Origin of the sequence: Streptomyces sp. NRRL S-31, from assembly GCF_000718775.1 — a bacterium.
Classification (GTDB): domain Bacteria; phylum Actinomycetota; class Actinomycetes; order Streptomycetales; family Streptomycetaceae; genus Streptomyces.
Genome location: NZ_JOCB01000022.1, coordinates 32063 through 53690, shown reverse-complemented (window position 1 = coordinate 53690; position 21628 = coordinate 32063). Strand labels below are relative to the sequence as shown.

At 74.0% G+C, this 21628-nt stretch carries 12 protein-coding genes; 7 read left to right on the top strand and 5 right to left on the bottom strand.

The window, feature by feature from the left end; all coding sequences use genetic code 11:
- Window positions 1-129: 129 nt before the first annotated feature.
- The 6 genes from IF37_RS0111600 to IF37_RS0111575 all read left to right on the top strand — a co-directional run bounded on the left by IF37_RS0111600 (window position 130) and on the right by IF37_RS0111575 (window position 6521).
- Entirely contained in the window at window positions 130-1440 is a 1311-nt protein-coding gene (locus IF37_RS0111600; protein WP_106981759.1) for a lipase family protein, read from the top strand.
- Window positions 1441-1575: 135 nt separating this feature from the next.
- Complete coding sequence (locus IF37_RS0111595; protein ID WP_030740196.1) at window positions 1576-2220, top strand: dihydrofolate reductase family protein; 645 nt, start codon at window positions 1576-1578, stop codon at window positions 2218-2220.
- 250 nt (window positions 2221-2470) lie between these two features.
- Window positions 2471-4282 (top strand): serine/threonine-protein kinase, encoded by a 1812-nt coding sequence (locus IF37_RS40800; protein ID WP_052845105.1) that lies wholly within the window; start codon window positions 2471-2473, stop codon window positions 4280-4282.
- Between the two features lie 217 nt (window positions 4283-4499).
- Window positions 4500-4691 carry a hypothetical protein gene (locus IF37_RS39255; RefSeq protein WP_052845104.1) on the top strand — a complete coding sequence of 64 codons (192 nt, stop codon included), beginning with the start codon at window positions 4500-4502 and terminating at the stop codon, window positions 4689-4691.
- A 65-nt stretch (window positions 4692-4756) separates the two neighbouring features.
- Window positions 4757-5779 carry an LLM class flavin-dependent oxidoreductase gene (locus IF37_RS0111580; RefSeq protein WP_030740191.1) on the top strand — a complete coding sequence of 341 codons (1023 nt, stop codon included), beginning with the start codon at window positions 4757-4759 and terminating at the stop codon, window positions 5777-5779.
- A gap of 229 nt (window positions 5780-6008) precedes the next feature.
- Entirely contained in the window at window positions 6009-6521 is a 513-nt protein-coding gene (locus IF37_RS0111575) for a hypothetical protein (protein WP_030740188.1), read from the top strand.
- A 250-nt stretch (window positions 6522-6771) separates the two neighbouring features.
- Here IF37_RS0111575 and IF37_RS0111570 read toward each other — a convergent pair whose 3' ends face one another.
- Complete coding sequence (locus IF37_RS0111570; protein ID WP_030740185.1) at window positions 6772-7929, bottom strand: Dyp-type peroxidase; 1158 nt, start codon at window positions 7927-7929, stop codon at window positions 6772-6774.
- Between the two features lie 88 nt (window positions 7930-8017).
- Between IF37_RS0111570 and IF37_RS0111565 the strand changes: the two genes are divergently transcribed.
- Complete coding sequence (locus IF37_RS0111565) at window positions 8018-9358, top strand: right-handed parallel beta-helix repeat-containing protein (RefSeq protein ID WP_030740182.1); 1341 nt, start codon at window positions 8018-8020, stop codon at window positions 9356-9358.
- A gap of 7 nt (window positions 9359-9365) precedes the next feature.
- Here IF37_RS0111565 and IF37_RS0111560 read toward each other — a convergent pair whose 3' ends face one another.
- The 4 genes from IF37_RS0111560 to IF37_RS40795 form a co-directional block, all read right to left on the bottom strand.
- A complete protein-coding gene (locus IF37_RS0111560; RefSeq protein ID WP_030740178.1) occupies window positions 9366-10064 on the bottom strand; it encodes a hypothetical protein in 699 nt (232 codons plus the stop codon).
- 275 nt (window positions 10065-10339) lie between these two features.
- Window positions 10340-12778, bottom strand: coding sequence for an SdrD B-like domain-containing protein (locus IF37_RS0111555; RefSeq protein WP_030740175.1), 2439 nt, complete (start codon window positions 12776-12778; stop codon window positions 10340-10342).
- A 556-nt stretch (window positions 12779-13334) separates the two neighbouring features.
- Window positions 13335-14372, bottom strand: a complete 1038-nt coding sequence (locus IF37_RS0111550; RefSeq protein ID WP_030740172.1) for a ketoacyl-ACP synthase III family protein — start codon at window positions 14370-14372, stop codon at window positions 13335-13337.
- Entirely contained in the window at window positions 14369-21460 is a 7092-nt protein-coding gene (locus tag IF37_RS40795) for a type I polyketide synthase (RefSeq protein WP_052845103.1), read from the bottom strand. Before IF37_RS40795 ends, IF37_RS0111550 begins: the two co-directional genes overlap by 4 nt.
- Window positions 21461-21628: the final 168 nt, after the last annotated feature.

Below are 21628 nucleotides of genomic sequence, written 5' to 3'. Positions count from 1 at the left end.
CGGCCCCGGCCCCCGACGAACGAGGAGCACGCCTTGAGCCGCAGAACCTTCCCCTCCCGCACCGTCTCCGCCACCGCCGCGCCTTCGGCGAAGCCGCCCGCGCGGCGCACCGTCCCGGCCGGTCCGCGCCTGCTCGCGGGCGCGGTCGCGACCGCCGTGTGCGTGTGCCTGTCGGCGGTCCCGGCCGCCGCGGCCGACCCGGAGCCCGTCGTCTCCCGGGGGGTCACCATCCCCGCGTTCTACGACCCGCCGACCGAACTGCCTGCCACGAACGGCGCGTTGATCCGTACCGAGCCGATGTCCCTCGGGCTGGGCATCCCGGGCCTCGACGGCCGTCCGATGCCAGGCACGGCGACCCGCCTGATGTACAAGTCCACCGACTCCGCGGGGCAGCCCGTCGCCGTGACCGGCACCTACATCGAGCCGTGGGCCGCCTGGCGGGAGCCCGGACCGCGCCCGCTGGTGGCGGTGGCGTCGGGCACCATGGGCCAGGGCGACCAGTGCGCGCCCTCGTTCGCGCTGGAACACCCGCTGACCCTCACCGGTGACACCGTCTCCGTGGGCTACGAGGACCTGTCGGTCTACCGCATCCTGGCCACCGGGGCGGCGGTCGTCGTCACCGACTACGTCGGCCTCGGCACCACCGACCGCCTGCACACCTACGTCAACCGGCTCGACCAGGGGCACGCCCTGCTGGACGCGGCCCGCGCCGCCCGCGCCGTGCCCGGAGCCTCCGTCACCTCCGCCTCTCCCACCGGCCTGTACGGCTACAGCCAGGGCGGCGGTGCCAGCGCGGCGGCCGCCGAACTCCAGTCCTCCTACGCCCCCGACGTCCCGCTCGCCGGCACCTACTCCGGCGCACCGCCCGCCGACCTCACCTCGACCATGAAGGGCATCGACGGCAGTGCCCTCGCCGGTGCGCTGGCCTGGTCGATCAACGGCTTCACCCAGTCCGACCCCGCTCTGCGCGCGGTCGTCGAGGCGAACATCGACGACACCGGCAAGGCGGCGCTCAAGGACGCGTCGACCATGTGCGTCGGCGACGCGCTCTTCGCCTACGGCTTCATCAAGAGCACCAAATGGACCAGGAACGGCAAGTCCATCGCGGACGTCATCGCCGGCGACCCCCGCGCACAGGCCGCCCTGGACACCCAGCGCATCGGCACGCTCAAGCCCACCGGCCCGGTCCGGGTGGCCACCGGGGTGCACGACGACATCGTCCCCCACGGCCAGGCCCGGCAACTCGCCGTGGACTGGTGCCGCAAGAACGGCGACGTCACCTACGCGGCCCTGAGACTGCCGAACCTCGGTGACAAGATCCTCACCAACCACCTCGTGCCGCTCCTCACCGACCAGGGCGACGCCATCTCCTGGCTGACCGATCGCCTCGCCGGCAAGCCCGCCACCTCCAACTGCCGGACCCTGCCGTTCCAGCCCTGACCCGCGCCGGCCGCTCCCCGCCGGGTCCTGGAGAAAAGTCGTGGGCCGCTGTCGATCCGGCCGTGTCCCGTTCGACGTCCTGATGTGCGGCGTCTCCCGCCACACGGTGACGCGACAGGACTGACGAGGAAACACGTGGGTCAACTGCTGAGAGTCCAGAACTTCAACGTCTCGAGTGACGGGATCGGCGCCGGTGAGCACCAGAGCTTCGACAATCCGTTCGGCCACGTCGATCCCGGGAGGCTGTTCGCCTGGGCCGGGGCCACGGCGAGCTGGCCCATGCGCACCGATCCCGGAGGGAGCCGCGGCCTCGACGACCACTTCACACGGGACTACGCCCGCAACATCGGTGCCGAGATCATGGGCCGCAACAAGTTCGGGCCCCAGCGCGGCCCCTGGCAGGACCACGAGTGGCAGGGCTGGTGGGGGGACGAACCGCCGTTCCGTACCCCGGTGTTCGTCATGACGCACCACAAGCGTCCTTCGTTCACGCTCTCCGACACCACGTTCCACTTCGTCGACGGCGACCCGGCCGGCGTCCTGGAGCAGGCCCGCGAGGCGGCACGCGGCAAGGACGTCCGGCTCGGCGGCGGGGTCACCACCATCCGGCGGTTCCTCGAAGCCGACCTCGTCGACACCCTGCACGTGGCGGTCTCGCCGGTGGAGCTGGGCTCCGGACTGCGGCTGTGGGAGTCACCCGACGAGTTGCTCGACCGGTTCCACCTGGATGTCGTACCGAGCCCGAGCGGTGTGACGCACCACCTGTTCTGGCGGAAGTGACCGGTCCCCGAGGCCGGTCCCGGCCGACTGTCCCGCCGTCCGGGGCCGGTCCGAGCCGGGCCGTGGAAGCGCGCCCCGGGCGGTCGACCGGCCCTCGCGAATGCCCCGGCGCCCGCTTGGCACCGGCCCGGCTCGCGCGTACCGTCCCGTGCGGGGAATGACAGGCATGACAGTCATGACGGGCCGTGACGGGGCATGACGCCGACAGCACCGGCGGCAGAGTCGTCCGCCGGCCGGTGAGGGGGGCGACATGGTGCGACGGGGTGACGTCCTGGACGGACGGTACCGGCTCGACGAGGAGCTGGGGCGTGGCGGGTTCGGCACGGCGTGGCGAGCCCACGATCTGCGCATCGGGCGACCCGTCGCCGTCAAGATCGGTGCGGCCGAGACGCGCGAGGCCGCCCGACGCCTCTTCCAGGAAGCGGAGTTGGCGGGGAACCTGGCGCACCCGAACATCGCCGTGATCCACGACGTGGGCACCTTGGAGCGGGACGGCGGGCCGGCCGTCTACATCGTCATGGAACTCGTCCCGGGCGAGGACCTGAGCACGGTGCTGGCCCGCGGCCTGCCGCCCTTCGACCGGGCCGTCGACTGGGCCCGGCAGATCTGCGCCGCCCTGGCCGCCGCGCACGACGCCGGCATCGTCCACCGGGACATCAAGCCGGCCAACCTCATCCTGACCGGCACCGGGACCGTGAAGGTCCTCGACTTCGGCATCGCCAGACGGCACAACGCCCACGCCAGGCTGACCGCCGACGGGCTCGTCATCGGCACGGTCGCCTACACGGCGCCGGAACGGCTGCTCGGCGGACCGGTCGACGGGCGCTCCGACCTGTACGCCCTGGGCTGCGTCCTCAGCGAACTCTGGACGGGTCACGGCCCGTTCTCCGCCGTCACCCCTGATGAGCTGATCGACCAGCACAGGTTCGCACCACCGCGGCGGCCGAGCGCGCTGCGCCCGGGTCTGCCGCCGGGCGCGGACCGGCTCGTCCTGGGCCTGCTGGCCAAGGACCCCGCCCAGCGCCCGCCCGACGCCCGCGAGGTCGGCCGCCAACTCCGGCTGCTCACCGCCGGGACCACGACACCGGCCGCCACGGTCACCGCGCCGCTCCCCGCACCGCCGTACGAACCGACGGCGACCGCCGCACCGCCCCCCGCACCGCCGTACGAACCGGTGGCCGGCGCCGTGACCGACCCGGTTCGCGGCACCCTGCGTCGCCGGCTCGGCCAGATCGTGGCGCTGCCGCCGGATGCGGACCGGGAGGAGTACCTCGGCCTGCTGGACGCGCTGATTCCCGAGGCGCAGCGCGAGCTGGGCCCGGACGGCCCGCTGACCACCGAGGCGATGCTGGCCCGGGCCCTCCGCGCGGACGGCCCCGCGCTGTCCCGGATCGTGCCGAAGCTGATCCGGGTCTTCGGGCCGGAGGACCGCCGCACGATCCTGGCCCGGGCGAGGGACGTCGGCAGGTCCGTGTACGACGGGGAGCGGCAGCTCTTCGCCGAGCTGGAGGAGATCATCGCACTGGCGACCCGTGTCCTCGGCCCCCACGACCCGGTGACCCTGCTCGCCCGCCTCGACCTGGCCGAGGGCAGCCTGGTCACCCGTGCCCCGGCGGGCCCCGTACACCTCCCCCTCATGCCGTACAGCCGCGGGCACGCGATGCGCAGGCGCGCCGCGTACGAGCCGCTGCTGCCGGATCTCGCCCGGGGGCTGCCCGCCGACAGCATGCGCTACGAGGCGTTGCTGCGCGTGGCGATCGACGCCCACGTCATGGAGGATCACGAGGTCTCCGCACGCCACTACGACGAGTTGGCCGCCTTGGCGCGGACCCTGCGGCTTCCCCCGCTCGGGACGAGGTGGGGACTTCAGCACGCCCGGAGCGTCGGCGAGGCGGGTGATCCGGAACGTGCCATGACCATGCTGGACGAACTCCTCACCCGGCACCCGGACCCCGACTTCCAGTACCGGGTCAGACGCCTGCGCTCGCGGTTCCGGCGCCGGGCGCGCAGACAGGCGAACGGCGCGGGAGGCGGGCGCGGCTGGTTCGGCTTGTTCGGCTGACGAGTCGTGCACGCGCTCCGCCGGGCCGCCGGGCACGACAGGACGGTGGACGCGTCACCCTTCTCCTGGAGTGGACGCATGAGCGAAGCACCCCGCTGGCTGAACCCCGTCGAGGAACGGGCATGGCGCGGCATGCTGCGGATGCACGACCTGCTGGTCAACCAGGTCGGCCGGCCCCCTCCGGAGCGAGTTCGGCCTCTCCGCGACCGACTACGCCGTGCCGGCCGAGCCGACCCGCGCCCGCTGCGACCGACTGCGCATCGCCGGCCGCAGCGCCATGGAGGCCGCCGCGCAGCAGCACGTCGAGGACGTCCGGCGCCTCTTCCTCGACCACCTCTCCCCCGGCCGGATCACGCTGCTGGCGGAGGTCACCGACACGGTCCTGGCGAAGATCGGCACCGACCGGTGAGGCGACGGCCGCCCTCGCCCCGGGGCGCCCCGGAATGAATACGGCCCCCGATTGTTGAAAGCGGTATGAAGAAGATCGGGTTCCTGTCCTTCGGGCACTGGACGCCGTCACCGCACTCGCGGACGCGTTCCGCGTCGGACTCGCTGCTCCAGGCGATCGACCTCGCGGTCGCCGCGGAGGAACTGGGGGCGGACGGCGCCTACTTCCGGGTCCACCACTTCGCCCAACAGCACGCCTCCCCCTTCCCGCTGCTCGCCGCCATCGGCGCGCGTACCAGCCGGATCGAGATCGGCACGGGCGTGATCGACATGCGCTACGAGAACCCGCTGTACATGGCCGAGGACGCGGGCGCGGCCGACCTGATCTCGGGCGGCCGGCTCCAGCTCGGCCTCAGCCGGGGCTCACCGGAGCAGGTGATCGACGGCTGGCGGCACTTCGGGCACCGGCCGCCGGAGGGCGGGACCGACGCAGACATGGCACGCGCGCACACAGAGAGGCTGCTGGAGGTGCTCGGCGGCGAGGGTTTCGCGGAGCCCGAGCCCAACCCGATGTTCGCCAACCCGCCGGGGCTGCTACGGATCGAGCCGCACTCCGAGGGGCTGCGGGACCGGATCTGGTGGGGGTCCGGCTCGAACGCCACCGGCGTCTGGGCCGCCCGGCTCGGGATGAACCTCCAGAGTTCGACGCTCAAGGACGACGAGAGCGGCGAGCCGCTCCACGTCCAGCAGCGCAAGCAGATCGAGGCCTACCACGAGGCATGGCGTGCCGCGGGCCACACACGCCGGCCGCGGGTGTCGGTCAGCCGCAGCGTCTTCCCGCTCGTCGACGACCGGGACTGCGCCTACTTCGGCCGTGACCAGGACTCGAAGGACCAGATCGGTTACATCGACGCCAACACCCGCAGCATCTTCGGCCGGTCCTACGCCGCCGAGCCGGACGTGCTCGTCAAGCAGCTGGCCGAGGACGAGGCCGTCGCCGCCGCCGACACCGTGCTGCTCACCGTGCCCAACCAGCTCGGTGTCGAGTACAACGCCCATGTACTCGAGAGCGTCCTGACCCACGTCGCCCCGGCGCTGGGCTGGCGCTGACCGACCGCCACACCGCAGGACGCGCCCGGAGGCCCCCGGCGCGTCCTTCAGGTCGTTGACATGTCATCTCCTTGAGGGGCCCTCCGTGTCGCGGCATTCTTCCGTTCTGCCGGGCGACTTCCGGGACTTGGTGCGCACCGTCCGCCCGGGCGCGGGCACAGCGCCGTAGCGGGCGCCGGGGAGCTGACAGGCTTGTGCCGTCTGCCCCGTCCTCCATACCTTGGCCCTCATGGGTCTCTTCGACAAGCTGACCGGCACCCGGCACCCGGCACAGGGGGCGTCGCCGGTCCCCGGGGAGGAGCTGCGGGCGGCGCTGCTCGGTCTCGACCGGCCGGAAGTTCCGTACACGATTCGTTACGGCGGCGGTGAGCAGTGCGACCTGCTGGCGGAGTGGCGGCTCACAGAGCCCGCCTGGCAGCAGGTCTTCATGCGGTCCCGGATCAGTCACGCGGTGCGGATCCGGATGCGGCTGGACCACAAGGCTCACGAGGTCCGCGCCATCGAGGAGCAGTGGGAGCTAAGCCGGGTCGGAACCCCGACGAGGCTCGAGGCGACCTGGGAGTACTCGCGCGGGCCGAGTCGGACCGTCAGCCGCCAGTGGACCTTCGGACGCGGGGCAGGCGGTGGCCTCGAGGCGACGGAGACCTTCCGTTTCGACAGCGCGCAGATGCGCGAGCCGCTGCGCGACACCGTCCTCAGGTCCGGCTGGACGTGGCGGGGAGTCGTCTTCGGCCAACTGTGAGGTATTCGGTGCCCTCCCTGGAGGTCAGCGAGAAGGTCCGGAAGAAGCGGCCCGGACGTCCCGTGGCCGCACCGCCATCCGGGTCCCGTCCCGTTCCCACAGCACGAACCGCTCCACGGGTGTGACCTCGTGTCCCGGCGCGGGCCGGAAGCGCGGGCGTCTGAGGAGGGCGGCGAGGACGAGTTGGGCCTCGACCGCGGCCAGGGCGGCGCCCTCGCAGCCCGGCGCCCCCTGTCGTCGGGTGGCTCGGTCAGTCGAACAGGCGGGAGCCGAGCGGGTGTCGCCGGTCGAAGCCGGGGAGGATCAGGAACGTCGCGCTGGCGGTCGTGGTGGTGAACCGCAGCAGCGCGTCGGAGGTGTCCATGTGGGTGAGGGTCGCGGTGAAGGTCCGCAGGTCGTTCTGGAAGCTGATGAAGAGCAGGCCGGGGGCGGGCTCGTCGATGCTGTAGGAGCGGCGGAGCATGAGGCCGGTGCCGACCACGGTGGGGTTCGCCCGGCGGGCGTGGGCGTCCACGGGGACGAGGTAGCGTCCGTCGGGTGTCTTGGCGCCGAGGTCCGGGACGGAGCCGACGGTGCCGCCGGAGAGGGGGGCGCCGCCGGCCCGGCGCCGCCCGAAGACCGCTTCCTGCTCGGCGACGGACAGGGCGGCGAACCGGGGCAGGTCGAGTTCCATGCGCCGGAGTACGGCGAGGGTGCCGCCGGCCACCGAGGGGGGTCCGGACAGCCACAGGTCGCGTCGTTGTTCGGCGGCCGTGTGCGGTCCCACGATGCCGTCGATGAAGCCGAGCGGGTTCCGTGGCGCGGTGAGGCCGTTGCCGATGGGCACGTTCGCACCGCGGCGCGCGGACTGCCGCCAGCGTTCGCGGACGCGGACCCCGGCCTGGTCCAGGAGCGCGGCGGCGACGACCGGGGGGAGCAGCGCGTCGCCGGCGCAGATCTGCAGCAGCAGGTCACCGCCGCGGGCCCGCGGGGCGATCCGTTCGCGGGAGAAGCGCGGGAGGTCGGTCGCGCCGGGCAGCGAGGCACCGGCCGCGCGCACCAGCCGGGGGCCCACGCCGACGGTCACGGTGAGGTCGCCCGGCGGCAGGCCCAGCAGCCGCCGGTCGTCGCCCGCGACGAGTGCGCCGATGGTCCGGCCGAGTTCGGCCAGGAGCGGGCCGGCGGCCACGGTGGCACCGAGGTCGGCCACCACGGCCAGCAGGTTGCGCTGGGCCGGCTGGGGAACCGTGATGCCCGCCTGGTGCCGGCCGGTCACCGGCACCGGCATCGGGGTGGCCGCAGCGGAAGGGCCGGCCTGGCCCGGCCGGGCGGAGTCCGAGGCGCAGCCGGTGATCAGACCGGCGGCCACCATGGCGCCGGTGACTTCGAGGAACGCGCGGCGCGACGGGTGGCGAACGGCTCGGTGCATGGTGTGCAGGGTGCCACACCGGGTTCCCGCGTGCCGGTCAACCTGTCGATTCTGGCGTGGAATTGGGCGTCGTGCCAGACTGGGGATCATGCCTCGATTAGCTCTTCGCGTGATGGCGGCGGTAGTGACCACGCTGACCCTGGTGGCCGGCTGCGGCGGCGGCGACGGCGGATCGGGCGAAGGCCGGCGGCCGAGCGGCGCGCGGGTGACGATCCGCGTGCCCGGCGACGCCCCGACGATCTCGGCCGCGGTGTCCCTGGCCCGGCCCGGTGACCTCGTGCTGGTCGCTCCCGGCGTGTACCACGAATCGGTGCGGATCAGGACGGCCCGCATCACCCTCCGCGGCGAGTCCCGGGACAAGGTCGTCATCGACGGGCGGTTGCGGCAGCCGAACGGTGTCGTCGTCGCGGCGCCCGGGGTGGCCGTGCAGAACCTGACGGTGCGGAACAACACGCAGAACGGGGTGCTGGTCACGGGTTCGGCGGCGGCCGCCGCCGGGCTGCCGGGGCAGAGCGGCGGCTACGACACCGGCGACGAGCCCGTGACCTTCCTGAAGTCGTTCCTGGTCTCGTACGTGACCGCGACCCGCAACGGGCTGTACGGCATCTACGCGTTCTCCGCGCAGAACGGTGTCATCGAGCACTCGTACGCGTCGGGCGGGGCCGACTCGGGGATCTACGTCGGGCAGTGCAAGCCGTGTCACATCGTGGTGCGGGACAACGTCGCCGAACTCAACGCGGTCGGTTACGAGGGCACCAACGCGAGCGGCGACATGTACGTGGTCGGCAACCGCCTCGTCGGCAACCGGGTCGGCCTGACCACCAACTCCGACCACCAGGAGAAGCTGCTCCCGCAGCGGGGGGCGGTCATCGCGGGCAACCTGATCGCCGCCAACCAGCAGACGGCCACCCCGGAGCAGGCCGACGGCGGGTGGGGCACCGGCATCGGTGTCGACGGCGGCAGCGCCAACCGGTTCCTCCGCAACCGGGTCGCCGACAACGGCAACGCCGGGCTGGTGATCACCGCGACCGCGGACCTGCCGCCGCTCGACAACCAGATCGTGGAGAACACGTTCACCGGCAACGGCGTCGACGTCGGCTGGACGTTCCCCACTGCCACACGCGGACGGGGCAACTGCCTGCGCGGCAACAAGCTGCGCAGCACCGTGCCCGCCCGGCTCGCGACCACCGCGTCCTGCCCGCTGCCGGCCGGGGCGGCTTCGCCGGGCGGCCGGTGGACGGCGCCGAAGGCGCCCGGTGGCATCCCGTTCACCGAGGTCGCGGCGCCCGCGCCGCAGCCTCAGTTCCCCCACGCCGGGACGACGGGCGCCACCGTCGTCCCGGCCGTTCCCGCCATGCCGGACACGGCGGACGTCCCGCTGCCGTCGGCGTCCCTGCTCGCCGCGGGCGCGCGGGTGCGGACGTCGTGAACGACGGTCACGGTGACGGCGTCGGGTTCGGGGTCGGGGTGACTCCGGGCACCGCCTTGACCGGGACGTAGGTCTGGGTGTCGAAGTCGATGAACACCGGCTGCGGCGCGGAACGCACGTCTACTCGGACCCGGTACATGGTGCCGTCCGAGCCGATCCAGTAGCGCACGCTGCCGGCCGTACCGGCGCGGTCACGGGAGGACGGCCCGGTCATGACGTCCACCCGGTGCCCGCGCACCCGGTCCGATCCCACCCAGGCGGCGCCGTTCTGCGGCAGCAGTTCGGCGTTGTCCGGCCGGTCGGCGCCGAGGTTGAGCGCGATGGCCAGCGAGCTGTCCAGTGAGCTGCCGGACGACCGCAGCGGACGGCCGTACCAGCCCGAGCGGGGCGGCGACGCCGGGGCGTGCGCCGGGGCGTGCGCCATCGGGTGGACCGACACCGAGGTGGCCGTCCACGCGATCAGCCCGTCGCTGGACGTGTCGCGCCCGGTGCCGCGCACCACGCCGTAGCCGAGCCTGCCCCGGTAGTCGACGGACGCGGTGACGGTCAGCCCGCCGGCGGTGCCGGGCACGGTGAGGGTGACCGCGCGACCCCGCGCCTCGTAGTTGCGGAACCGGGTGAGCGCCAGCCGGTTGGCCTCGTCGGACGTCAGTGCGCGCGGTCCGTCGGAGCCGGAGTCGGCGCCGCCGAGCAGGAACGCGGTCACCGCGACGGCGGCGACGGCCGCGACGCCGACGACGGCCGCCACCCAGCGTGGTCGCGGCCATCGGCGCCGGTCAGCCGGACGGTCCGGTGGAGCTTGCCGGATTCTCCTGCTCCGCACGCGGCTCGACGCTGCCACTTCCCCGCTTCACCCTCTCCGTCACCGCGACTCCCGGCCCGGACGTGATCTGCCTGCCCGCGCCGTACGGGCCGCGGGCAGGCAGATCACTGTCATCCGGTTCGTCGTGTTCGTACCGCTGGTTCGGTTCGTGCCGTTGTTCAGTGCTGCTGGACGCGGCGCTTACGGCTCAGGTACGCGAGGGCCAGGCCCACGCCCACCAGCAGCGCCACGAGGCCGATCATCCCTGGCAGCCCGGTCATACCGGTGTTCGCCATGGATCCGCCCCCACCACCCGGGGCCGGGCCCGCGGGCGGCGCGGGAGGCGGCGTGGCCCCCGGCGGCGAGGACGGCACCGGCGTCGGGCTCGAGGAAGGCGTCGAACTCGGTGTCGAACTCGGCGTCGAACTCGGAGTCGGCGTCGGTGTCGGCGACTCCTTCGGGATGTAGACCCCGGCGTCGATCGTGTGGTCGACCCCGCCCGGCTTGGCCGGCGCCGTGACGGGCGCGAAGCCGTTGCACAGCTCCCCGGTGGTCGGCGGCGTCACATTGGAGTCGTGCGCACGGTCGGCACCGGCGCGCGGGAGCGTGAACCGCAGCGCGCTCGCCGGGGGCTGCCCGGGTACCTGGCTGGTGTCCGCGGTGCACACGTCGAACTGCACCGTGTACTTCGCGCCCGGCGTGAGCTCGTACGCGGCGCCGACACCGCCGAAGTAGTACTCGCCGGCCTCGTTGGTCGTGGTCGTGGCGACCTGCTTGCCGTCCGCGTCCAGCAGGTTGATCGTCGCCCCCGGCAGCAGCACGTGCCCCGGGTCCTGGATGCCGTTGTGGTCGCCGTCGAACCACACGACGTTGCCGATCTGGATCGGCGCGTTCGCCGCCGCGTACGCGATGTCACCGAGTCCGCCGGCCTTACCGAACCCGCCCTGGGCCTGGCTGACGAACTGGAACCCGTTGGCGGTCGGGTTGTTGCCCGGGCCCTGACCGGTGGTGATGTCGTGGTAGCCGGTCCCCGAGGTCGCGACGTTCACGACCGGGTCGAACTCCGTGCTGACGACCCACTGCTGCTGCGGGATGTAGGCCACCGAGCCGAGCGCGGTCTCCTGGTGCGCGTTGGCGTAGAAGTCGCCGGGGAAGTACTCGACGACGTCGGCGGGCTCGCCGCCGTTGTTGGCGGGGGTGGCGTGGTTGGGGCAGCTCCCGGTGCCTTCCCACTGGTACTCACCGGAGGGAGTGGCGCAGACCATGGTGATGTCACCACCGGACATGCCGTTCTCCGCCGTGTCGTTGCCCGGGCGGGGGTCCAGCCCTCCCCAGCTGACCGCGTCCATGAACCGGTCGCGGAAACCGAGGATCATGGAGCCGTCGCGGCCGAAGGCGAGGGAGCTCAGCTCCGGCTGCGGGTCGATGAAGACCCCGCCCGCCCTCCGGTCGTCCCACGTGTCCAGGCCGGTGTTCCACGGGTTCCAGTGGGTGGCCTTGTCACCGGCGCCGAAGACGGTGCCGCGTTCGAAGTCGAGCCCGTGGCTCAGCACCGTGCTGAACCGCTTGCCGTCGTAGGTGGAGACGACAGCCTTCAGGTCCGCGCGCCGCTGGGTGCTCTCCGCGCTGCACACGCCGCCGACGTACAGCTTGTTGTCGTGGAACTGGAGGCCGAACGGCCGCCAGTCCTCAGGGCTCGCGCACCCCGGGTCCGGGATCGGGACCGTCGACTTGGGCGCCGAGGCGGTGGCGCCGGTCGCGTCGAAGCTCACCAGGCTGCGGGTCCGCAGGTTCACCGCGTACAGCGTGGAGCCGTCCTCGGACAGGGTCAGGCCGCCGATACTCTCCTTGCCCGGCGCGTCGGTGAACCCGGCGTCCTTGATCAGGTTGGCCGTGTCGTGCCGCGTCACCGTGGCGTCCGGCACCCGCGCGAACAGCTTGGGCGCACCCGAGCCGCTGACCGGCACCGTGTAGATCGCGCCCCCGCCCTGCGGCCCGTACGGGGCGTACCGGCGGGCGAACGCGCTCTGGAACAGGCGGGTCCGGTCCGTGTCGTACGCCAGTCCGAACGTCGTGCCCACCTGGTCCTGCGTGGCCAGCGTGGCCGGGCACGCCACATCGGTGGGACAGGTGCCCCGGGCCTTCGTCCCGAACGCCACCAGGGCCCGGGTGTCGGTCCCGTTGGCGCCGTTGTGGACCGGTACGAAGTACCGGGTGTCCGGCAGCGTGTACTCGGCCGGGTTCCACACCGCCGTCACCACGGAGGCGTCCTTGCCCTCCGACACGTCCACGAACGACGTGAAGCTGTCGAAGTGGTTCTCCGCCGTCGACGCGGGCGCCGCCCGCAGATAGCCGCTGTACGGTGCCGGGATGCTGACGTCGACGCGGTACCGGCCGCCGCTGAGCTGCGCCGACTGCGACACCACGACCTTGCCCGTGGTGTCCGTGACGCCGGTGACCTCGTGCCCGGCGGGGTCGGTGACCCGCACCTTCATGCCCCGCTGCGGCACGTCCATCGTCGTGTTGATCACGCCGGTGCCGAAGAAGTCGCGCAGCACCTCGACCGTCAGCGTGCCGTCGGCGGCCGAAGCGGCGGCCTGTCCGGCCGAGGCCCCCACGGCGCCGCCCGCCACTAAGAGGCCGGACACCCCTATGCGCGCCAGCGGCTCCACGAGCCTTCTGGCCGGCCGGCGCGAATCTCTGCCGACTCGATTCATGGCATCACACTCCACACTTCTCTGGTCATGAGAACGAAGCCCCCGATTCCCGCTGCACGTCTTCTTCGTGGCTCAGCCGCGAACACCGGCCGCGCACGCCACGGAAAAGAAAAAGGGCCCACTGCTGTCACACGGGCCGCTTTGCGATGATCCTTCGAAGGTGTCGTGGACGAGGTGTAAGCACAGCATGCCGGTGCAGGCGAACGCGCGTTCAGAACCTCGGGCAGGACCACCCTGTGCTGTGTTTTCCCGCAGCTCAATCACGGTATGCCCGCCCCCACCGCCGACCTCGCCGACCGCCATCGCGAGCAGCGCGCGACATCCTATCCGCTGGGGTATCGCCGTCACCACCGGAACCTGTGACATCCCTCGGAATTCGTGACGGTCTCCGAGCGCCCCGGAAATGGCGCCCGGAAGAACGTGCGAAAAAGCGTCGTGGCGGCCGGTCGTGCCGGGCTCAGACGCGTACGTCGGCCCAGGCCGGCGGGTACTCGATGCGGACCATGGCACAGGTGACGGAGACACCCGCCCCGTGGGCCACGAGGAGCACGTGGTCCCCGGCGCCCACCTCCCCGGTCTCGACGAGGTGGTTGAGGCCCACGATCTGGTCGTTGACCGTCATGTGCCCCAACCGCCGTCCGAAGTCCAGCAGTCCCTGCTCGGGGCTGAGGCCCATGGGGGCGAGGATGCTCTTGAGGTGGCTCTCCCGGCCGGTGAAGATGTGGGCCACGCGCGTGACGTCGCCGACGTCGAGGTCGGCCTCGGCGATCGTGCGCAGGGCCAGTTCGGTCCGCAACTCCCCTTGCCGGTCCACGACTTCCGCGTCCGGCTCCGCGAGGCGCGGCCGGACCGCCGGGCGCCGGTCGCCGGGGACCACGCCCTCGCCGTCGGTCACCGGGGGGAACTCCTCGGTGCGGAACCGCTCCTCGACCTCCGCGGTGGACCCGCTGTTGACCGACAGGAGACGGGCGAAACCCGGCCGTTTGCCGAGCAGGACCGCGCTCGCCCCGTCTGCGACGACACCGTTCTCCAGACGGGCCCAGCGGTTGAAGCGGGGCGTGCCCACGTTGTCGGCGCCGGTGATGAGCGCCGCCGTGCGCTCGGGCACGGCCATGAGGTGGCAGGCGGCGAGTTCGAGCGAGCCGATCAGCCCGTTGCAGCCCTGTCCGACGAGGTAGGAGGGGATGTCCCGGTCGGTGAGGTGGCGCAGGATGTAGTGCTGCGCCGACCAGGCGCCGGGCCCCTGCCGGTACAGGCAGGCGTGGAGGTGCAGGGCGAGGTCGTGCGGGTGGCTCCCGGCCCGCCGGGCGGCCTGGCGGGCCGCGCGCACGGCCATGTCCGGTGCCGACAGGTCACCGGCGACGGCCGCGCCGGTCCACCCCTGGTAGGCGTGGTCCTCGGCGTCGTACAGGCCGAGTTCGACGGCCCGCCCGGCGTCGAGGACGTCGGGGATGTGGACGCCGAGGCCGGTGATGTACAGGTCGGGGGTCTTCATTTCGAGGCTGCTCCTTCGGCCGCGGTGCCGGTCACCACGGTGGTTCTCACGGCGGCGATCGCCCGCGCGACGGACTGGACGGAGCTGTCCCGGAGGATCGTGACCATGGGCAGCCTGACCTGGAACCGCCGGTCGATGACGTTCCTCAGCTGGACCGCCGTCATCGAGTCCATGCCCATCCTGTTCAGCGGGCGGCTCACGTGCACACGCCCCGGTTCCAGCCCGAGGACCTCCGCGGCCGCCTTCCTCACTTCCTCGACGACCTCCGCGTCCTCCTCCAATCGCGGTGCGGTGGTGGGGAGTCGGGCTGCCGTCCGGCCGGGGAGGACCGGCCGGGAGGTACGGGGCTCCGGACCCGCCGGGTGCGCCACGGCGGTGTGCGGGGCGGAGGTGTCCGGGGTTGAAGTGTGCGGGGCGGGAGTGTGCGGGGTGTGCGGGGCGGAGGTGTGTGGGGTGGAGGGGCCGGGCGGGATCAGGCCGCTCAGCAGCGGGACGCGTGCGGCCTCCGTGTGCGCCCTCGCCCAGGACGCCCAGTCGGCGCGTACGACGACGGCGTGCGAGGTGCCCTCGGCGAGGACGTCGCCCAGGACGGCGAGCCCCTCGTCGGGCGAGAAGCCCGACATTCCGCGCGGTACCGGACTCCGGCCGTCTTCCGCCTCCTTGCGGGCGATCATGCCGGCGCCGCTCCAGTAGCCCCAGTTGACCGAGGTGGCCGGGCGGCCCTCGGCGAGACGGTGGTGGGCCAGCGCGTCGAGGAACGCGTTGCCCGCCGCGTACCCGCCCAGGAGGGGTGAGGCGAGGACGGAGGACGCGGAGGAGAACAGGACGAACGCGCCCAGGGGCATGTCGTACGTCAGCCGGTGGAGGTTCCAGGCTCCCGCGACCTTGGCCCTGAGCAGGGAGGCGAGGTGCGCGGCCGTCATGTCCTGCACCGGGACGGGGTCGAAGGTGCCGGCCGCGTGGAAGACGCCGCGCAGCGGTGGTTCGCCGTCCCGCAGCCGCTGTTCCAGGAGCGCGCGCATGGCCTGGTGGTCGGCCACGTCGACGGCCGCGTACCGGACGTCGACGCCTCGCCGGGCGAGATCGCGCAGCACGGCGAGCCGCGCGTCCGGCGGGTGGCCGGAAGGGGCGGTCGCCGGGTCGGGCAGCGGGGTGCGTCCGGTCAGCAGGAGGCTGCGGGCGCCCTGGTCCGCGAGCCAGGACGCCAGCCGCAGTCCGATGCCGCCGGTTCCACCGGTGACGAGGTAGGTGCCCACCGGGCTCACGGGCGCGGGGGCGGTCGTCCTCACGGGCGCGGTCGTCCTCACGGGCGCGGTCGTCCTCGCGGGCGCCGGGGCAGTCGTCCTCACGGGCGCCGGGGGAAGCAGGTCGTCGGTGAGGGCGAGGACCACCGCGCCGACGCGTTCCGGCAGGCTCCTCGCCGTCGGCAGCGGTCCGGCCGCCGTGGCCCGCAGCTCGTGGTGGGGCAGGGCCGCGAGCGCTCCGGTGGCGACGAGGCCGACGACGGCCCGCAGCACGGCGCCCGCCCGGGCCGGCTGGTGGCGGACCATGTGGGCTACGTCGATCGCGTGGTACGACAGGTTGGGTACGGGCGGGCACCGGTCGAAGGAGGCGTCACCGCCCGGGCGGGTCAGCTCCAGGTAGTGGCCGAACGGCGCCGTCGACGCGAGGGCGGCGCGGGCGGCGTCACCGGTGAGCGTGTTCACGACGGCGTCGAACCCCGCCTCGTCGGCGGCCTCCCGGAACACCGGGGAGCCGGCGGACGGACGAGGGTCCGCGATCTGCCGGACGCCCTGTCCGGCCGGCCACCGCCGCTCCGGGAGGCTGTCTGCCGTGGCGTGGACGTCGGCGCCCAGCCAGCGGGCCACGTGGACGGCGGCCGTCGCGGTGCCGCCGGTCGCCCCGTGGACGAGCACGCGGTCGTCCCGCCCGACGCGGGCGAGGTCGCGCAGGGCGTGGAAGGCGCCCAGGTAGGCCGCGGGCAGCGCGGCGGCCTCGGCGAACGTGGTTCCGGCGGGCTTCGGCGCCGTCAGGACGGCCTTGGTGACGACGTGTGTGGCCGTCGCGCCGCCCGCGGCCAGGGCGACGACCTCGTCGCCCACGGCCACATCGCGCACGTCGGACCCGACGGCGATCACGGTTCCGGAGCACCCGATGCCGAGCGGCCGGTCGCCGTCGGGCCGCTGCCCAGCGGCGGCGGGGCCGTCCGGCAGGTCGAGGGCGGCGTGCGAGACCCGGAGGGCGACCTCGTCCGCCGCGGGCGGGGCCAGCGTGACCGTCTCCCGGTCCGGGCCGTCCACGGCGCCCCCGGACGAAGGACACAGCCGCACGGCGGTCGTGGTCCCTTCGCGTGCGGAGGCCGTACGGCCGGGCACCAGGCGGGCGACGCGGCGTACGCCGTCCCGCAGCGCGAACTGGTCCTCGTCGTCGGGGGCGAGCAGGTGCGCGACCAGGGCGTCGACGCTCCGGGGACTGCGGTCCAGGTCCACGAGCCGGGTACGCGGCGCGGAGTGCTCGGCGGCGAGCGCGCGTCCCAGTCCCCAGAGCGGCGCCTGGAAGGGCGCGACGAGCCGGTCCGCCGGCGCCACGCGCTGGGCGTGCCGGCTGACCAGCCACAGCTGGGGAGGACCGGCGGCCTCCCGCGTCAGAAGCGCCTGTGCGAGGTGGACGACGCTGCCGCAGGACAGCAGTTGGGCCCGTTCGATCTCCTTGCCCGTCGCGTGGAGTCCCGCGTCCGCGTCCAGGGACCACAGGTGGACGATGCCGTGGAGGCGGCCCCGGCCCGCCAGGTCGTCCAGCACCGCCGTGTAGTGCGCGGGGTCGGCCGGGTCGATCCGGTACCGGTCGACGGCGGCCTGGTAGCTCGCGGCGGCGGTGACGACCACGGTGTCCTGGCCCTCGGCGGCGAGGCGTTCGACCACCGCTCGTCCGCAGGGCCCGCTGTCGGTGAGGACCAGCCAGGTGCCGCGCCCGGACGGCGTGCCCGGGGCGCCGGGGCGTGGCGGGGCCTGCCACTGGAGGGTGTGCAGCCAGCCGCCCCGGTCGCCCGCGGGCTGCGCGCCGGGGGCGGCGGGGCCTGCCTCCGGGGAGGGCGCGGCGGTCGCGGGGGCTGCCTCCGGGGCGGGGGCATGGCCGGCCAGGTATCGCAGGCGTGCCCCGCGCAGTTCGGCCAGGAGGCGGCCGTCGGCGTCGTGTACGCGGATGTCGGCGGCGAAGGAGTCCGGCCGCCCGGACGGTACCAGGCGGGCGTGGCTGAACACCTCGGTGCCGGGCCGGTGGTAGGAGCGGAACTCGTCGATGCCGCCGAAGACGAAGACGCCGTCCTCGCCCGCCACGGTGCGGGGGCGGGCCGCCGCCATCGCGTGGCAGCTCGCGTCCAGGAGCGCCGGGTGGAAGTGGTGGTCCGCGAGGGTGCCGTGGACGGGCTCGGGGCAGGCGACGCGGGCCAGTGCCTCACCGTCGCGCCGCCACAGTTCCACCAGGCCCCGGAAGGCACCGTGCCACTGGTTGCCGCGTGCGGCGTGGTAGGGGTAGAAGACGTCGCCGGTCCCGTGTTCGGGGAGGGTGTCCCGGACGGCGGCCGGGTCGAACGGCGCCGCGCTCCCGGGCCCGGGCAGGGCGTACCCGCTCGCTTCGGCGTGCAGCACCCACGGGTCGTCGTCACCGGATCTGCCGTGCACCTGGAACGCCGGCCGCCGCCCGGTGCGGACGGCGCTCACGCGCAGGGTGGGGGCCGGGCCGTCCTCGTCGAGGTACAGGGCCTGCCGGTAGTGGACGTCGGCCAGCGCCACCGGTCCGTCACCGAGGAGTTGCCGGGCCGCTTCCGTCAACAGCTCGAGGTAGACGGTGCCGGGTACGACGACGGTGCCCTGGACGCGGTGGTCGGCCAGGTAGGCGTGGCGCCGGAGATCGAGGGGGCCGGTCCACACCCGGGTGTCACCGGTGCCGGCAGTCGGCACACCCAGGAGGGGGTGCACGGGCCGGGCACCGGGCGCGGAGTCTCCCGCGTCCACCGGGGCCGTCCCTGTGCCCGGCGGCACGGTCGGGCCGCCGGGCGCGTACGCCCGAGACCCCATGTCCACCGCGGCCTCGTCCGCGCCCAGGGGCACGGGCCCGTTGCCGGGCACGGGCGCGGAGGCCCCCGTGTCCACCAGGGCTGTACCGGTGTCCGGGCACACGGGCCGGGCACCGGGCATGGGCGCGGAACCGTCCGGGGTCGCCGGAACCGTCCTCGCGTCCGGGGGCACGAGTGCGGGCGCGGGAGTCACCGGCACCGTCCCCGCGTCCGGGGATACGGGTACGGGCGCGGCGGTCGTCGTGACCGCCCGGGGGGTCCGGGCGCCGGCGGGGTGGTCGGGGAGCCAGTGCCGGGTGCGCTGCCAGGGGTAGTGGGGCAGCGGGACGTGGCGGCCGCCGTCCAGGATCGCGGCGAGGTCCAGTGGCACCCCGGCGGTGTGCAGGCGGGCCGCCGTGGCCAGCAAGGCGGCCCGCTCGGGTTCGTCGCGGCGCAGCGAGCCCAGGGCGGCGGTGCCGTCCCGGCCGGCCGCGCGGGCGGTCTCCCTGATGCCGCCCAGCAGGACCGGGTGGGGGCTCACCTCCAGGAAGACGGTGTCGCCGGTGCCGATCTGGTGCCGCACCGCGCCGACGAAGTCGACGGCTTCGCGGAGGTTGCGGACCCAGTATCCGGCGTCCATGCCGGGGCCCTCCACGACCTCGCCGAGGAGGGTGGAGTGGAGGGGGACGGCCGCCCGGCGGGGGGCCAGGTCCTTCAGCGCCCGGAGGAGGTCGTCGCGCACCGCGTCCATCTGCGGGGAGTGGGAGGCCAGGGAGACCTTGACGGGCCAGTTGGGTGTCCCCCGGGCGTCGAGTGCCGCGAGGACGCCGGCCAGCGCGTCCGTGTCGCCGGAGAGCAGGGTGGAGGCCGGGCCGTTGGCGGCCGCGACGGCGACGCTGTCCTCGTGTCCGGCGATCGCCCGGGCGGCCTCGGAGGCGGACAGCGCGACCAGGGCCATGCCGCCGCGGCCGGCCAGCCGCCCGGCGATCCGGGCGCGGCGGCAGATGACGGCCGCCGCGTCCTCCAGGCTGAGCACCCCGGCGATGTACGCCGCCGCGGCCTCGCCCATGCTGTGGCCGATGACGACGTCGGGCTCGACGCCCCACGACCGCCACAGCTCCGCCAGGGCGATCTCCACCGCCCACAGCACGGGCTGGATCACCTCGAACTCGGCGAAGCGCTCCTCGGTGCCCTCGCGCAGCAGCTCGATGACCGACCAGCCGTTCTCGGCCCGGACGGCCGCGTCGCACGCCCGCATCGCGCGCGCGAAGACGGGCTCGGCGTCGAGCAGTTCACGCCCCATGCCGACCCATTGGGAGCCCTGGCCGGGGAAGACGAACGCGACCCGGGGACGCCGGGAGGGGTCCGTGAACTCCGCGTAGGACAGCGTGGGTTCGGGGTCGTCCAGGGCGAATCCGGTCAGGGCGAGCGCCGCCTGCGCGTGGGAGACGACCGGCAGGGCCAGCCGGGTGTCGAGGTGGGAACGGCGCAGCGCCGCGCTGTGGCAGATGTCGCGCAGGCGGTGGGAGCGGCCGGGTCCGGCCGTCAGGAACCGTGCGTAGGACAGCGCGAGCGCGGTGAGCGCCTCGGGTGTCGCGGCGGAGAGGGTGAGCAGTTCCGGGCGCTCCGCCGGCTCCTCCGGCTCCCCCGGCTCCTCCGGCGCGGGCGGCGGCTCGGGGACGTACTCCTCCAGTACCACGTGGGCGTTGGTGCCGGAGAGGCTGAAGCTGCTGACCCCGGCCAGGGCCGGCCGGCCCCGGTCGGGCAGCGGTGTGTTCCGGGTCGCGACCGTCAGCGGGAGGGTGTCCCAGGGCACGGCCGGGTTGGGCTGGTCCAGATGCAGGCTCGCGGGGACGACACGCTGTTCCAGGCAGAGCACCGCCTTGATGAGGCCGGCCATCCCGGCGGCCGCCTCGGCGTGCCCGATGTTCGTCTTGACCGAGCCCACGAGGGCGGGGCGGTCGGCGGGCCGGCCCGGGCCCAGGACCCGGGCGAGCGCCTCCAGTTCGACGGGGTCGCCGACCGCGGTCCCCGAGCCGTGCGTCTCCACGTAGTCCACGTCCCCCGGGTCCACCCCGGCGTCCGCGCAGGCGCGGGCGATCACGGCGCGCTGGCCCTCGACACCGGGCGTGACCAGGTAGCCGCTGCTGCGCCCGTCGTTGCCCACGGCGGAGCCGCGCAGCACGGCCCGGACGCGGTCGCCGTCGGCGATCGCGCGGGAGAGGGGTTTGAGGATCACGGCGGCGACGCCCTCGGCGCGTACGAAGCCGTCCCCGGAGGCGTCGGCGAACTTGCAGCGGCCGTCCTCGGCGAGCAGGCCCGCACCGGCGTACGCGAGCCCCTCCTCCGGCCGGAGGACGAGGTTGACCGCACCGGCGACGGCCATCCGGCATTCGCCCAGGCGGAGCGCCTGCACGGCGTGGTGCACCGCGACCAGCGAGGAGGAGCAGGCCGTGTCGACGGTGCTGCTGGGGCCGCGCAGGTCGAAGGCGTAGGACAGCCGGCCGGAGGTGGTCGCGCGCAGGGCGGCGCCCGTCACGGCGTACAGGTCGAACCGGTCGGGCGCGGCCTGCTGGAGGTGCCAGTAGTCGCCGCCCGCCTGCCCGATGTAGACGCCGGTGTCGGATCCGGCGAGGGCGGGCAGCGGGACCCCCGCGTCCTCCAGGGCCTCGTGCGCGACCTCCAGCAGCAGGCGCTGCTGGGGGTCGATCTTGTCGGCCTCCCGGGGGGTGATGCCGAAGAAGCCGGCGTCGAAGTCGGTGACCTGTCCGACGAATCCGCCCAGGTGGCCGCCGGTGCGGCCCGGGGTGCGTGGGGCGGGGTCGGCGTCGGCGTCCGGGCCGGGACCGGGGAGCGGGCCGAGGCCGTGGCGGTCGGCGGGTGTCCGGGTGATCGCGTCGGTGCCGTCGCGCAGCAGCGTCCACATCTCGTCGACGGTGTCGGCGCCGGCGAACCGGCCGGCCATGCCGATGACGGCGACGGGTTCGGACCGCTGCGGCGCGGGGGTGCGGCTGGATCGGTCGTGCACGGGCACGGTGGGTTCCTCTGGGTGGGTCGGTGGCTTCGGACCGGCCGCTGAGTGGGCCGGTGGCGCCGGATGGGCCGGGGGGCCGGGGGGACGCGGCGGCCGTCATCCGGTGGAGAGGGCATGCGTACCGGGCGTCATCCGGTACGACGGGCACACGCATCGGGCGTCATCCGG

Excerpts from the sequence above, each read along its gene's own strand:
- IF37_RS0111570 (WP_030740185.1), bottom strand. The coding sequence starts at position 7,929 with ATGCACCGAGCCGTTCGCCACCCGTCGCGCCGCGCGTTCCTCGAAGTC.
- IF37_RS0111565 (WP_030740182.1), top strand. The coding sequence starts at position 8,018 with ATGCCTCGATTAGCTCTTCGCGTGATGGCGGCGGTAGTGACCACGCTG.
- IF37_RS0111575 (WP_030740188.1), top strand. The coding sequence starts at position 6,009 with ATGGGTCTCTTCGACAAGCTGACCGGCACCCGGCACCCGGCACAGGGG.
- IF37_RS0111550 (WP_030740172.1), bottom strand. The coding sequence starts at position 14,372 with ATGAAGACCCCCGACCTGTACATCACCGGCCTCGGCGTCCACATCCCC.
- IF37_RS40800 (WP_052845105.1), top strand. The coding sequence starts at position 2,471 with ATGGTGCGACGGGGTGACGTCCTGGACGGACGGTACCGGCTCGACGAG.
- IF37_RS0111580 (WP_030740191.1), top strand. The coding sequence starts at position 4,757 with ATGAAGAAGATCGGGTTCCTGTCCTTCGGGCACTGGACGCCGTCACCG.